A 15104-nucleotide genomic window follows, 5' to 3' on the forward strand; every position below is an offset into this window, starting at 1 on the left:
CGTAAGCATTCGCTTTGTTATATGAGCGTTGCATTTTTATACACCATTGGGTACGCTCAGCATCTCATATTCGCATGGATTATGATACGCCTAAACGACGCGATAACATCCAGTCCTGTAACTCTGACAGGCTGCCCTCCATGAAGTATTGCTCCATCTCCGCCATCTGTCCCAGTCTAACAAAATGACTCGATGCTGTCAGACTTTTAGCTACTGGCTGAGTAATAAACGCCACACTTCCCTGACTTCTTTTAATAAAATCAAGCTCCTCAAACACATCAAGCATGTTGTTAAGCATGCGGATACTTAACGAGGACTGGCGGCTTAACCGCAGCAAAACTTCGTTCTCAGGCGTTGCAACTGAGGTGATCGAAGCCAACAGTTTATATAGTATTTTGAAATGATCCCGTGTCGGAGTAATAAGTCGTTCTCGGCCATCCTTGATAGAATGCAATAACGCAATATTATCAGCATTAGGGAAGGTTTGGAGCAGCGCATCCAGTTGTTCAGGAGTCTCCGGCATATCCAGTATGCATAACAGAGAGACATGCCCTGACTCCTGAAGGGGCTCATCCTTAACAGCAGCGCTAATGCCAGCTTCTTTATCATATACCCATAAAGACATTCCTATCAATTCACTTGCAGGCGTACTACGTCCGTTCTGAAACACTGCAGCAGCTCGATACGGACCCGCACCACTATAAGGAAGAAGTAGTTCTCTAATATGTGCGGCTTGCCGTACGGCGTCAGCAGCACCACGAAGATCGAATAACTGGGCATCCTGCACAGATAAATCCTGCAGCATCAGCTGTGATTTGCGTGAGCCATTCCATTCATTGATCGACAGCTCAGCTAACACGTTGATCGTAGTACCCGCCGGTAGCAGCCTGGATAAAGCGCCTTTACCAAACGCCAAGGCTTCAATGCTGTTTTTCCCCTGCTGCAATACAATCTTCAGGTGTTTTCCATCTTGACCCATTGTACGTGTCTCTTTCACGGTAGCCCCACGAATAATAAACTTCGGCAACGGATTAGACATTCCGAAAGGTGCAAGCCTTTCCAATTCTAGCGCGGTCTGCAGTGATAAATCCGAGATTGACACCTCTGCATCAGCGGAAGCAACAGGAACGAAATGCTCTGGCGTTAACACCCCGGACGCATATTCATTTAATGCTGCAGCAAAGGCTTCTAATCCATCCCGATGCAGGCTCATTCCCGCAGCGGCTGGATGACCTCCAAAATGATCCATTAAATCAGAACAAGAAGAAAGTGCAGCGTAGATATCAAGTCCAGGTATGGAGCGAGCAGAACCTTTGCACATTCCGGTCTCTGGATGTATATCCAGAATGATCACAGGCCGATAATAACGCTCCAGTAGTTTGGAAGCCACTATACCTACCACACCTACATTCCAGCCATGATCAGCAAGAACAATGATGTCTGGGATTTCGCCACCCTGTGTCATCTGCTCCAGCTTGGCAGTGGCCTCAACAACAATTCTTTCTACCACCAATTGGCGTTCTTTGTTAAGCAGGTCAAGCTCTCCAGCTAGCTGCTCTGCCTCAGCCGCATGCTCGGTAGTGAGGAGGGACACAGCCCGTCCAGCATGATCCAGACGACCACTGGCATTGATGCGCGGCGCCATGCCAAAAGCGATATTGACCGCACTCACAGTGCTCATGTTCACACCGCTGACAGCGAGTAAGGCACGAATCCCCGGGAAACTTGAATGGCGCATACTTTCCAAGCCATTTCTAACAATCTCACGGTTCTCGCCAAGCAGCGGCATTAAATCCGCAACCGTTCCTATCGCTGCAATCTCTGCCCATTCTGTGGGAGTCTCTTCCCCTAGAATAGCCTGAGCAAGCTTATAAGCCACACCTACACCCGCTAATCCTTTGAACGGATAAGGGCAATCTGGCAGCTTGGGATTAATAAGCGTATAGGCTTCTGGCAAAAGCTCAGGAGGTTCATGGTGATCCGTAACGATCACATCGATCCCCAGTTCATTAGCGTAAGCAACCTGATGATAAGCGCTAATGCCAGTATCTACTGTAATGATTAAGGAGACACCTTGCTGTAAAGCCCAATCCAGGGCATGATTATGCAGCCCATAACCCTCGTTAGAGCGGTGTGGGATATAAATATCAAAGGAAGCGCCTAAATAGCGCAGCAGATGAATCATAAGTGCTGTGCTGGACACCCCGTCGGCATCATAATCGCCATAAATAAGAATATGTTCTTCATCTTTTAAAGCCTTTCTAATTCTAGGAACCGCTTCAGCCATTCCTTTGAGTAGGAACGGATCATGCTGTTCTTCCTCACTGCCATCCATAAAGCTTAGAGCTTCATGAGGCGTGTTCATTCCTCTATTTACTAATAGTGAGGATAAGAGTGGAGAAATAGAAAGGCTCCGGGCCATATCCCTAACTGTGTCGGGATTGGCTGCCGGAGATTGCCATCTTGTTTTTGAATAAAGCAATAGAACTCACCTTTCTCTCACCTTGCAAACTACTGAAGCAACGTAGGAATATCATTATCCGGCAATTCATAATTGCTTTTGTACGGATAGCCGGGATCATAAGGAACAACGTCCATATGCACCTCACCGACATGAACAAACCGGTGCTGCAGCAGCTTCCTAGCGCATTCCGAAATATCCTGTGCTTCCATCACCGTAATCCGCGGATTCACACTGATTTTCACTTGAAGATTCACATAATTCCCTTGCTCAAGTGCCTTCAAATGTTCTACGCGAATGACGCCATGAACACGTTGCACTGTTTCAATAAAATTAGCGGCTTCCTCCGAAGGAAGCTCCTGCGCATTTTTAGTGTTAATAGAGCTAGCAATGAGTGAATAGCCTTTACGAAGAATTAAAACTCCGGTTAAGAGTGCGGCAATAGGATCCATATAAGATAGAGGATGCCAATAGGTACCACCCATGGATAACGAAATTCCGACTAATACTGTGATAGATGTATATAAGCTGAAACGATGACTATTAACATATGCAGCATGACTGCCATCACCTATTTTTTTAAAGTAGCGATATTGATATTGAAAAACAGCTTCTTTAAACACAATAGATACTAAGACAGTTACAAACGCCAGCTGTCCGTGTGTAGATGATTTTCCATCTGTTAAGTCGCGGATTGCAGAGAATGCGATCTGCAGTCCCCCCATAAGAATAAATACCGAAAAAAGTATAGCCAGCAGCGGCTCCTTAGTGCCCCGCCGTTCTTCGATCCGTTGCTTACTCTTTCTCCCTTGCTCAGAGCGCCACGGAAGAATATCCGCCAGTTTAGCTGCTGCATCTGCTCCGGAATACAAAGCATCCCCCATTAATGCCTTGCTCCCTGAAATATAGCCAAAACTCCCCTTAGCTACTGCCAAAGTAACATCGCTAATGATCCCTGTCCAAGCAACCGTCTCGCTTTGCGGTGATCGTTCTTTATTCATACGAGGCCCTCCTTACCAATAGCAAGTAATCTCATGATGATTCAATACACATGACATGACCCTAAAGATTTCGAAAGCCGCGTCGCATTTGACGCGGCTTTCTTAAACGTATAAGAAAAGTAGAACTTCGATGCTAATTTCTTCTAACCTTTATTCGGGCTGCTCTTCACTTTAACCTTCTCACGCTTTTTAAGCACTAACCAGAGTGGACTTGCAATAAAGATGGAAGAGTAAGCTCCGAAGAGCAAGCCGATTACCATCGCAAGCGAGAACATCTTAATCGACTCGCCACCGAACAATAACAGGAAGAACGCCGCAATAAATACGGTAAATGCAGTATAGAGAGAACGCATGAGCGTTTGAGCCACACTTTTGTTCACAAGGTGTTTCAAGTCTTCATAAGTTTTCTGTTTACCAAAACGTAAATTCTCACGGATACGGTCAAAGATAACGATCGTATCATTGATGGAATAACCGATGATCGTAAGCACCGCTACAATGAACGTCAAATCCACTTCCAAGCGGAAGATAGAGAAGAGTGCGACTACGATAAAGGCATCATGGAGCAAGGCCACAATCGATGCCACGGCGAAACGCCATTCAAAACGAATACTTACATAAATAATAATCCCCAGACAAGAAATCAGAACTGCATAAATAGCATTACGTGCCAATTCTTTTGCCATTTCAGTGTCCACGGTGTTAATTTCAAATGATGCTTTGTCATCCAGCTTAAGGATTTCAGCTTTTAGGGCTTCATCTTGAGCCTCATCAAGAACTTCGTCATAACGAATATTCACACGCTGATCACCAAACGAAATCGTCGGTTCATGATCGACATCGATTGCACTAGTTGCAGTCTTAACCTGATCCAAGTTCAAATTCTTGGATAGGGAGATGTCCACATTAGATCCAGCTTTAAAGTCAACGCTGTAATTCAGGCCAAATGTCGCCAGGAAAATCAATCCTGCTACTGTCAATGCGATAGAGAAAATATAGAAATATTTACTCAAATGTACGAAATCAAGCTCTTTCTTAAAGCGCACGGATTTCACTCTCCTTAACACCGAAGCTCTTCGGTTTGTTCAGCTTACCCGCTTTGACAAGCTGGCTAAGCAACCAGTGGGAGAAATAAAGATTCGTGGCGATACTCAGCACGATTTCTACAATCAGCACCAATGCAAAGCCTTTGACCGCACCTGTACCGAAGGCAAACATAACTGCTGCCACAATAATAGTAGTCACATTGGAGTCCATTACTGTCCGGAAAGAGGATTTATTCCCTGCCTTAACGGAGGACAGTATACTTTTTCCACTGCGCATTTCTTCCCTTATCCGTTCGTTGGTAATGATATTGGCATCGACCGCCATACCTATACCCAGAATAAATGCGGCTATACCAGGCAGCGTCAAGGTGAAGTCCGCGAAGACGAAGACCGCAATTAGCGCCCATGTATGCAAGAGCAAGGCAAAACTAGCCAAAAGACCTGGCAAACGATACATTCCGATCATGAAAATAAGGATAATCACAGAAGCCAGCAGACCTGCTCGAATCGTTTGATCAAGCGATTGCTTACCCAGGGTAGCACCCACACTTTGGGAATATTTCTCCGTCAGCTTCAGTGGCAATGCACCTAGGTTAATCGTGTCTGCAAGTTCGCGCGCTTCCTTAATTGTATAGTTACCAGAAATAGAAGCACTGCCATCGGTAAGTACTGCTTGTACCGTAGGGTCAGATAGTTTGTTCTCATCCAAGTAAATTGCGAGATTCTTTCCCAAGAGACGTTTAGTAATCTCTGCAAATTTGTCCTTGTCCTTAATCTTGATGCTGATGATTGGCTGATTCAGGTTATCCCGTCCAACTTCTGCAGCACCTTCAACAAAATCACTACCTACCAGTTCGATTTTGCTGTAAGTTCCCTCAGCGTCACCTTCAGCAGCACTACGGAAAGTCAGAACTGCAGGTTCCTTCATTTTTTTACGAACCTCGGCTTCATCCGTTACGCCCGCAATTTTCAAACGGATACGGTCCGTACCTTCAGTAGTTACCTCTGGTTCACTTGTTCCGAGCGCATTCGCCCGTTTTTCTAAGCTTTCCGCTGTCTTCAGCAGAGAAGCTCGGGACAATGCTGCTCCCGCTTCCATAGGCTCAGCATGATACAAAATCTCAAATCCGCCTTTCAGGTCAAGACCAAGTCTAACCTTGTCCAGCAGTCCAGGAGTAGTAAATGCCATAACGCCTGTCAAAACGAGCACGGTAATAAAAAAGCCCATTAGTCTCTTCATGCTCTAGCTAGTTCCCCTTTCATTAACTCAATATTCCTATTATAGCTACACGCGAAATGACCGTCAATTCACAGCATTGATAGAGCTATACTCACACAAAGAAACGGCCGCCCCTGCCTAAATCAGCAAGACATCCGTTTTAATAGGAGATGTGGAGTTATTATTCTCTTACTTTACTGCTTTATCAGGCAGTTCGCAAAAAGAAATATGTGGTTTATTGTTCAGTTCAACCCCCGATAGGCCGCAATAGTCAAATAATTCATGTAACTATTGGCTTTCAAGGAATAAATGTCGTTTACCAGCTTATGTAGGGGAGGCAAGCCTTCCTTATCATAATTACGGCTGATGCAATCCCAAATATCCTTGCTGGTTACATACTCATAGCCGAGGAGCCGGAATTCTTCAGCTTTGCTGCGGCACATGGCTTCGATTTCTTCACTATGTTGATCATGATTCCACTGTTCCGATTCCACGTGTTGACACCTCCAAAGATCGCTCATGTTCGTATGCTCACCATAGATATTCGACTCTTGTTCTTCGCTTTCCTTCTTCCGTCACAAAAAGTTAATGCCACTAAAACAAGGCATGCCGAGATAGGGGTACAGCATATCCATAAGAATAGACAAGTTCGCCAGCGTTTTATTTCATTTTGGGAAGAAGGCGTGACCTTTGAAGAAACAGAGCTTTATACAAGGAACTTTAATCTTGCTAGCCGCCGGCATCATTAATCGGATGCTTGGATTTATTCCCCGGATTGCTTTACCCCGTATTATCGGAGCAGAAGGTGTGGGTCTGTATCAGCTCGCGTATCCTTTTTTTCTTGTGCTGGTTACTGTCATTACAGGCGGGATTCCACTGGCGATAGCCAAGATGGTGGCGGAAGCAGAAGGAGAGAATCGGCCTGAAAAATCACGGCTGATTTTACGTACTGGACTTGCTCTTAGTATTGGACTTGCAATCTTCTTTACATTGGTTGCTTTGGTAAGTGCCTCATGGGTCTCCAATGTTATCTTAACAGACCATCGGGTTTATTATACGTTTATTGCCATGATCCCAATGATTGGGATTGTCGCCGTATCTGCAATTTACCGCGGTTATTTCCAAGGCAAGCAGAACATGATTCCATCGGCGCTCTCCTCCATCTTCGAATCTTTAGTTCGAATATTCTTTATGCTCTGGTTCTCCTGGTTGTTGCTTCCTAAGGGTATTGCTATGGCGGCGGCTGGAGCGATGTTAGGTGTGACGGTTGGAGAAATTGGCGGAATGTTAGCGATTCTGTGGCAATATTATGTCATTACTAAAAAAGATAAAAAGCAGACAAATCCGACTCCAGAGCAACCCGCTCTCGAGCCGGAGGTTATCCCATCTGATACACAAGGTGTGAAAGCCAACTCCCCCATATTACGGCGGTTACTAGGCATATCCATTCCCGTTACGGCAAGTCGGCTTGTAGGCTCTTTTTCTTATCTGCTGGAATCTATTATTACTGTGCGCAGTCTCGCCTTGGCAGGTATAGCCGCTGCTGCCGCTACAGCTCAGTACGGGTCTTTACAAGGGATGGTTGTTCCTTTATTGCTGCTGCCCGGGGCATTAACCTCTTCACTTGCCGTGTCTCTGGTTCCTTCCATATCAGAAGCTGCGGCAAGAAAGGACTTGCCCACCATTCACAAGCGTATGCATCAAGCGTTGCGGCTTGCGCTGGTAACAGGGGCTCCTTTTGCTGTTCTTATGTATATCCTGGCGGTTCCGCTATGCAATTTGTTATATGGTAACGCGGATACAGCTCCTATGCTGAAGCTCATGGCTCCATTCGCCTTGTTCATTTATGTTCAAGCTCCTTTACAAGCTGCGCTGCAAGCTATGGATCGACCGGGCAGGGCACTCATCAATACCTTAATTGGAGCAGTAGTCAAAATCATTCTGATCGTAATACTGGCATCGCAACCTGAATATGGAATTTACGGCGCCATCATAGCCATTATTGTGAACAGCATTCTGGTTACGATGCTTCACGGATACAGTGTGGTCAGTCTTATTTCATTATCTTTAAGAGTAACCGAAACCATAAAAACCTTATGTGCAATGGTCATTATGGGAGCGGGCGTGCATTATGTATACACTTCCATTCCCATTGCAGATGTACAATGGATTCAATTTATATTTGCCTCTGCGATAGGAATGGTCCTGTATTTCGGAATCAGTCTGTTAGCTGGCCTTATCTCAATTCGTGATTTGGACCGTCTGCCGTTTATCAAACGCAGGCTCTAAAAAGCTATCTGTTGTCCAAACGGTCGACATAAATTCTGCCCTTATGATCTATGGAGCATAGAAATACATTTTTGAAATCAGATACTCCTTTTTGACGAATTTGAGTTCTTAACCAAAATCTGGTTTTTCCAATCATCTCTAAATTCTGATCCTGCACCTTGCCATCCATAATCAGAGGGATTGGAAGTCCTTCATATCTGATCTTATTCTTCGGCAGCTCTATCTTACGGTTCTTATTTCCTTTGTTATCGTCACTCTTTTTATGCTCAGCAGCTGCACTGCTATTGCCTGATGGGTTAGAGGATGAACTCCCCTTCTCTTTCTCGAATACGGTTAGCTGTCCACTAGGCTCCAGGATTGCAAATTCCACGTCAGCAGGACTGGCGATGTTCTGTCCACGCAACTGCTGCAGCAGATCATCAATATTATATCTCTGCCTACGCATTTCGCCCCGGTGCAGCTTGCCGCCAGAAATGAGTATGCTCGGTTTGCCGTCCATTAAAAGTCTGAGCTTTCTGCTCTTAAGACTGAGCTGAGCCACAATTACCTGTATCAACACCAATGTTGCCATCGGAACGACTCCTTCATAGATCGGCCGATTAATATCCTCAAGCACAAAAACAGCAATCTCAGCAATCATGATGGAGATCGTTAGATCAAATACAGACAGCTTACCTATTTCCCTCTTCCCCATGATGCGCATACACAGGAATATGAAGAAATACATCAGCACGGTCAAGAAAATATGGGTAGAGATATGCTGGAACATATAGCTTCGCTCCCCTCCATTCTCACCCGCAGACTTGTTTCCTCGGGTGGATTAATGTAACCCTATTCTGACCGCTCTGTGCAGGGAACATTCGGAAGCCGGCATATTAATTAATGGTAAAAAGGCTGCAATGCCCTTTCTTGTACTATTGGGGCAAGCCATCCCATACAATGAATAATAACTATGTTGATTCTTTTTCCTCAAAAAAACTTTAGGAGGTTGTACCATGTATTTAATCCGGCGCATGTTCTCGTGGAGAATAGCCAATCCTGTGTTATCTGGCCTATGTCGATCATTCCTTTGGATGCTGATGGGTGCGTTTGTCCTCTCACTTTTGTTATGGGGCAGCAGTCTGAAGGAGCAGGATCTCTCAATGTACACATACATTGTACACGGCATAGCTGCAGCATTCGGAGGACTAACCGCCGGTCGCAGAGCCACGAGCAAAGGCTGGTATCAAGGAAGTCTTACAGGCGCATTTTATGGAATTATCGTTCTGTTGATCGGTTTTTTGGCACTGGACAGCGCACCCTCTGGTGTGGATCTGCTATGGGTTCTGGCAGCTGCTGCAATTGGCGCTCTCGGCGGAATGTTTGGCGTTAATTTACAAAAAAGCTAAAATTATAATTCCATTAAATTCGAAACATTCCTTGAAAATATGTTAAACTGTGATCATCTGACTTCATTAAGAGATCAAGGAGGCTTCGATTGCTTTGTTTTACCAATCAATGAACCATATTGTTTTGTACACAGTTGCATTAGTAGTGATATTAGTATGGATTGGCGCTAAACGTAATCCACTCATGGCATTGGTTGAAATTGGGAAAGAGATGCTGCGATCCTATAAGTTTTTGTTGCTGATTGCAGGAATGTTTGGCGTATTAGCCATAAATAAATATGAACTGCAAATTGAACAAAAAATGCATCTTACCTCTGATTATACGCCGTTTATATTTGGTCTAGAGGGTCATTTTGTCCAAGCCGTTCAGGATATATTCTACAGTCCATGGTTAACACCGATCATCGTCTTTTTCTACATTTTCATGCTTCAGTCTGTTCTAGCAGCATCATTAGGAGTCTATCTGTTAGATAAAAACCGGGTGATGTTATATGCCACCTGCTATGCTATTATTATCAACTATGCCTTGGCGATTCCATTCTATCTTTACTTCCCGGTAAACGAGGTTTGGTCCTATCTGCCAGCGGGCGTCAAATTTACTATGCTGGATGTATTTCCGAAATTCGAACAGGAATATAGACCGCTATCCGGTCTCAATAACTGCTTCCCGAGTCTACATACGTCCATATCTGTTACAATGGCACTTCTGGCCTTCCGTTCAGGGAACCGCCGCTGGATGGCCATCACTAGTATTTCCGCAGTTGTAATCGTCTTTGGAATTTTCTATCTGGGCATTCATTGGCTTACAGATATGATTGGTGGAACCTTGCTAGCTGTACTAGCCTCTACAGTTGGCGTTCAACTCGCCAAATTAACTTTGCGGGGACGTGAAGAGTCGCTTACCGTTCCGAGCCGCGTAACAAATGTACGTTAAAGTTAAACTGCTAAATCTTAATAACCTTAAAGATCAAAAAAGCGGTGTCCTCTCCAATGAGAAGACACCGCTTTTTATGTACTTAAATAACTCTATACTTTCTCTTCGACATCCGTCGCCACAGCGTGGCTGATGGAACCGCGATCAAAAGTCAGCTTAGTTACATCGTTGACCCGCAGAACCACGATATCATCGGAAATCTCCATGATCGTACCGTGAAGTCCTCCAATAGTAACGATTTTATCGCCCTTTTTCAGAGCTTTCAACATTGCGTTACGAGTTTTGGTCTTCTTTTGTTGCGGACGAATCAGCAAGAAGTAGAATACTACAAACATAAGGACAAAGGGACCTACCAGGCCTAGTATACTACCTCCACCACCTGCGCCAGCTGCATATTGAAACGATTGAATCATATTTCTCCCCCCTTTCAAAGTACATTAAAACATGACTCTTAAATCAAACCCTAAAAGCCTTTAAGATTATCATATAATCCGTATTTGGCAAAAAACTCATCGCGAAAATCAAGCAGCCGATCTTCTTTGATGGCTTCACGCACTTTACGCATTAAATCCAACAAGAAGTGCAAATTGTGGTATGTCGTCAATCGAAGTCCGAAGGTTTCATCGGCTTTGATTAGATGGCGCAAATAAGCGCGGGAATAATTCCGGCATGTATAGCAATTACACTCCGGATCAAGCGGCCCAAAATCACGGGCATACTTAGCGTTGCGTACAACGAGTCTTCCCTGACTGGTCATCGTTGTTCCATTACGGGCAATACGAGTAGGCAAGACACAATCGAACATGTCTACTCCTCGGATTGATCCTTCCAGCAGCGCATCCGGTGAACCCACGCCCATCAAATAGCGAGGTTTGCCTTGTGGCAGCAGGGGAACTGTATAATCCAGCACTTCATACATTAGCTGCTTGGACTCTCCGACGCTGAGCCCTCCAATAGCATACCCCGGGAAATCCATGGAAGTCAAATCAGCCGCGCTCTGACGGCGCAGATCTTCATACATGCCCCCTTGCACGATAGCAAAAAGACCCTGATCGTTAGGACGAGCATGACTTTTCAGGCAACGTTCTGCCCAGCGCGTGGTGCGCTCTAGGGATTTTTTCACATAATCATATTCAGCCGGGAATGGAGGACATTCATCAAATGCCATCATTATATCTGAACCCAGAGAGTTCTGAACCTCCATCGCTACTTCCGGAGACAGGAATTTCTTATCCCCATTTAAATGGGAACGGAAATGAACTCCTTCTTCCGTAATCTTGCGCATGTCGCTTAACGAGAATACTTGAAACCCGCCGCTGTCTGTCAGAATCGGGCGATCCCAGTTCATGAACTTGTGCAGTCCACCAGCTTCACGAACAATATCATGGCCTGGTCTTAGAAACAGATGGTAAGTATTGCTCAAAATAATATGGGCATCCATTTCTTTCAGCTCTTCAGGACTCATGGTCTTAACTGTAGCTTGTGTGCCGACTGGCATAAATGCTGGTGTCTCAATCACACCATGTGGAGTGTGGACTCTTCCAAGTCTGGCTCCGGATTGTTTGCACGTTTTGATGTGCTCATAAGTAATTGCTGCCATAAGTTAACCCATCCTCTTACCTTAATAAATAAACATTGCATCTCCAAAGCTAAAGAATCGGTACTTCTGCTCTATCGCTTCTTCATAAGCAGCTAGAATATGTTCCCGACCTGCCAAAGCGCTAACCAACATAACCAAAGTAGACTTTGGCAGGTGGAAATTGGTAATTAGCGCATTTACTACACTGAACGTATACCCTGGATAGATAAAAATATCCGTCCAGCCGCTGCATTCCACAAGCGGACCACCTTCACATTGTCTTCCGACCGTTTCAAGTGTCCGACAAGACGTTGTGCCAACTGCAATAATACGGCCGCCTCGTGCCTTAGTAGCATTTATGGTATCTGCCGTTTCTTGAGACATTACGAAATACTCAGAATGCATAACATGCTCTTCAACCTTCTCTACAGACATCGGACGAAAAGTACCGAGACCTACATGAAGGGTGATATAAGCGATATTTACACCCTTAGCCTCAATCTGTTTCAGCAATTCTTGGGTAAAATGAAGCCCTGCGGTAGGCGCAGCGGCCGATCCCTCATGCCGAGCATACACAGTCTGATATCGTTCACGATCATCCAGTGTTTCCTTAATATAAGGTGGCAACGGCATCGTTCCCAGCCTGTCCAGAATCTCCTGAAAAATACCCTGATATATGAAACGAAGCGTACGGCCGCCCATATCAGCTTCGTCCTCGATAACGGCACGAAGCTCATCACTAAAGATAATCACCGCGCCTGTCTTGAGCTTTTTCCCTGGCTTTACAAGTGCTTCCCAGCGATCATCCCCAAGATTCTTTAGGAGAAGCACTTCCGCCTTAGCACCAGTATCTTCTTTCACTCCAAACAATCTCGCTGGAATGACTCTCGTATCATTTAGAACAAGCGTGTCTCCGGGATTAAAATAATCAATAATATCGGTAAAATGCCGGTGAGCCAGCTCTCCATCCTCCTTATTCACTAGAAGCAGTCTAGAAGCACTGCGATCAGCGAGAGGTGTCTGGGCAATCAATTCTTCCGGCAAATGAAAATCATAAGCATCTACATTCATGGTCTGTCTTCATTCCTTAACTATAGTAACGTTCTTATAATAGTGTTGCAATATTTGCTTGTAATCATACCCGCTGTCCGCCATGCCTTTCACGCCCCACTGCGACATGCCTAGACCATGGCCGTTGCCTTGTCCAATGAACAGAAAGCCCGAGCTGTTAGTGATCACTCTGGCCGCAGAATCTCCGCCCATCACTACAGTTCCACTGCCATTCACATTAACCTTCCCCGATGCGGAAAGCACGCCAGCACTCTGCGAGCTGCTAATTGTGGCGGTAGCGCCGTCAGCGCCTAATACAGTATAACTTCCGGGTGCCACAATATCAAACAATGTACTAGGTAATCCATTAAACGCGGAGCGGAACATATCAGGATATTTCACATTCAGAGCCTGACCATTAGCTTTCACCTGAATCACTCTTCCAGAAGGACCGCGCTGGGTGACCTGCAGGTTAGAGATGCTGGAAGGGAGCGTGCTTGTTGTTTTACCCTGCAGGCTTTTTAGAAGTTCAGCAGAGGTATACGGCCCTTTAATCCAGCTATAGCTGCCAGACTCATATACTTTATCCAGAGCCACAGCGTTCTCACCCGGATTCAGCTTTCCGACTGCACTAACACTGCTCTCAATAACTGGCAGAGGACGTATATTCACATCTTTGGTTGTAGCGGTAACTATATCGAGTCCGGCAGCGGTTTTGCTACCCGTCAATTTAATATTATCTTCACGTGCATAACCAGAGGTACCATTCGCAAGCAGAACATAATACCACTTCTTAGCAGCAGCAGCCGAAACATCTTCAACGCTTGGAACACTAGCAAATACATCGCCACCATTCGCCCAAACCTCTGAAGGGTCAGCTGTCATACCTCCACTATTGGAAGAAAATACAGCCTCAACAACTTTACCACCACTCATCAGCACTTCACCAGCAGTAGTATCTACAGCTTTGATAATGGAGGGAGCTTCAGACCCGATTCCGTTATATACCTGACTAAGAGTGGTATCTACTACATTCGCTACATCAAAACGGTTGCCTTGGGACAGCGCATAGCTGCGGGCGGCGACAGCCTGAGCTTTTAGCGCTTCTTCTGGCCAGCTGGAGGAAACCTCTCCTCCAACTACGGCATACAAATATTGCTCCAGCGGCACTACATTAATTACAGCCAGCGATCCGCTCAAATTGCTCAGTTCCAAATTTCCGCGATATGTACGCTTGGATCTTTCCACTAACTGAATCCCAGCCTCGCTGCCTGCAGCAAGAAATTTAGCATTGCTTCCAGAAACCAGATAATGATCGGCTTGAGTTTCACTGCTAAAATCCAGTCCGGCATCCTTACGCAGTATTAATCCGGGCGAGGTCGCCACCGAAACCGTAAATTGTGGTGCCGCCGTAGACACAGCGGCCTGAACAGCTGTTAAATCACTATCGTTGGCAGCTTCGCCTACCCATACCTCTACTTGTGCACTGCCATCGTTTCCTGCCAGAAACACCTTCCAAGCATCCAAACCAGCTGCAGTGAGGCTATTAAGCGCCACATCTGCTTCCTGCTCCGAAGAATAGCGGCCAGCTGATAAATGTTTATTACCTTTCACTGCTGGGGTTTGGTCAGCAGGAATGCTCAACCCTGCTTTGACTACACGGGTAAGCCCATCCTTGGCAGCTGCTTCACTAGCATAGACGCCCGTGTACAACTGATACACAGTCGCTCCATTTCTGGAGATTGCAAAAATCTGCGGTTTATCGGAGGTGGATTGGAGCTTTTTAGCTGCATCCGCTGCTGTCTGCCAGCTTGAAACCTCCATCACCTTAACTCTATATCCGTCCAGACTTACACGAATTTGCTTCTGTGCTGGGACAGACACCAAAGGAGCACTTCCTGCTTGATCCGACAGCAAAGTAAAGCTTTGCGTTGATAGCAGTGTTACTGCTGGCACAGTGGATTTATATTTACTTCCAATATCAGCATAAAGAGCAACTCGTATCGTGCTATTAGAATCGGCATGACTGGCACCCGCAGGGATCAGGAAACTTCCTACAGCAAGCGCAGCCGCAAGCAATCCTTTGCTTAGCGGGGCGACCCCTCTCCATTTCCTCTTCGTATGCTTCATCCAGCAT

13 protein-coding genes are annotated in these 15104 nt (G+C 45.6%); 3 read left to right on the plus strand and 10 right to left on the minus strand.

What is annotated here, in order from left to right; translation table 11 throughout:
* Positions 1-79: 79 nt before the first annotated feature.
* The 5 genes from recJ to MHH89_RS15790 form a co-directional block, all read right to left on the minus strand.
* Positions 80-2482, minus strand: a complete 2403-nt coding sequence (gene recJ / locus MHH89_RS15770; protein ID WP_340011084.1) for a single-stranded-DNA-specific exonuclease RecJ — start codon at positions 2480-2482, stop codon at positions 80-82.
* A 29-nt stretch (positions 2483-2511) separates the two neighbouring features.
* Positions 2512-3462 carry a cation diffusion facilitator family transporter gene (locus tag MHH89_RS15775; protein WP_036677651.1) on the minus strand — a complete coding sequence of 317 codons (951 nt, stop codon included), beginning with the start codon at positions 3460-3462 and terminating at the stop codon, positions 2512-2514.
* 143 nt (positions 3463-3605) lie between these two features.
* Complete coding sequence (gene secF, locus MHH89_RS15780; RefSeq protein WP_052097271.1) at positions 3606-4508, minus strand: protein translocase subunit SecF; 903 nt, start codon at positions 4506-4508, stop codon at positions 3606-3608.
* Positions 4498-5748 carry a protein translocase subunit SecD gene (secD, locus tag MHH89_RS15785; protein ID WP_036677653.1) on the minus strand — a complete coding sequence of 417 codons (1251 nt, stop codon included), beginning with the start codon at positions 5746-5748 and terminating at the stop codon, positions 4498-4500. The genes secF and secD overlap by 11 nt, the downstream gene beginning before the upstream one ends.
* A 221-nt stretch (positions 5749-5969) precedes the next feature.
* The gene (locus MHH89_RS15790) at positions 5970-6221 is read right to left on the minus strand and encodes a post-transcriptional regulator (protein WP_036677655.1); all 252 of its coding nucleotides are present in this window, start codon (positions 6219-6221) and stop codon (positions 5970-5972) included.
* Between the two features lie 196 nt (positions 6222-6417).
* Between MHH89_RS15790 and spoVB the strand changes: the two genes are divergently transcribed.
* A complete protein-coding gene (spoVB, locus tag MHH89_RS15795) occupies positions 6418-8016 on the plus strand; it encodes a stage V sporulation protein B (protein ID WP_076185511.1) in 1599 nt (532 codons plus the stop codon).
* Positions 8017-8020: 4 nt separating this feature from the next.
* On the opposite strand, the gene MHH89_RS15800 is transcribed toward spoVB, so the two are convergent.
* Positions 8021-8785 (minus strand): DUF421 domain-containing protein, encoded by a 765-nt coding sequence (locus tag MHH89_RS15800; RefSeq protein ID WP_076130399.1) that lies wholly within the window; start codon positions 8783-8785, stop codon positions 8021-8023.
* A 226-nt stretch (positions 8786-9011) separates the two neighbouring features.
* On the opposite strand from MHH89_RS15800, the gene MHH89_RS15805 reads away from it, so the two are divergent.
* Together MHH89_RS15805 and MHH89_RS15810 are read left to right on the plus strand one after the other, a co-directional pair.
* Positions 9012-9404 carry a TIGR04086 family membrane protein gene (locus MHH89_RS15805; RefSeq protein WP_036677660.1) on the plus strand — a complete coding sequence of 131 codons (393 nt, stop codon included), beginning with the start codon at positions 9012-9014 and terminating at the stop codon, positions 9402-9404.
* A 94-nt stretch (positions 9405-9498) separates the two neighbouring features.
* Positions 9499-10338: a phosphatase PAP2 family protein gene (locus tag MHH89_RS15810; RefSeq protein WP_248549480.1), complete on the plus strand. Its 840-nt coding sequence runs from the start codon at positions 9499-9501 to the stop codon at positions 10336-10338.
* Positions 10339-10430: 92 nt separating this feature from the next.
* Here the strand turns inward: MHH89_RS15810 and yajC are convergent, their stop codons facing one another.
* From yajC to MHH89_RS15830, 4 genes are read right to left on the minus strand one after another with little or no spacing between them, the layout of a single operon-like run.
* Positions 10431-10751 (minus strand): preprotein translocase subunit YajC, encoded by a 321-nt coding sequence (gene yajC / locus MHH89_RS15815; protein ID WP_038572999.1) that lies wholly within the window; start codon positions 10749-10751, stop codon positions 10431-10433.
* 50 nt (positions 10752-10801) lie between these two features.
* Positions 10802-11938 carry a tRNA guanosine(34) transglycosylase Tgt gene (gene tgt / locus MHH89_RS15820; RefSeq protein ID WP_036677666.1) on the minus strand — a complete coding sequence of 379 codons (1137 nt, stop codon included), beginning with the start codon at positions 11936-11938 and terminating at the stop codon, positions 10802-10804.
* A 21-nt stretch (positions 11939-11959) separates the two neighbouring features.
* Entirely contained in the window at positions 11960-12988 is a 1029-nt protein-coding gene (gene queA / locus MHH89_RS15825; RefSeq protein WP_076218789.1) for a tRNA preQ1(34) S-adenosylmethionine ribosyltransferase-isomerase QueA, read from the minus strand.
* 9 nt (positions 12989-12997) lie between these two features.
* Entirely contained in the window at positions 12998-15097 is a 2100-nt protein-coding gene (locus tag MHH89_RS15830; protein ID WP_341087545.1) for a SpoIID/LytB domain-containing protein, read from the minus strand.
* Between the last annotated feature and the right edge of the window lie 7 nt (positions 15098-15104).

It is taken from the genome of Paenibacillus sp. FSL H7-0323 (genome assembly GCF_038002725.1).
GTDB classification, from domain to species: Bacteria; Bacillota; Bacilli; order Paenibacillales; family Paenibacillaceae; genus Paenibacillus_AQ; species Paenibacillus_AQ odorifer.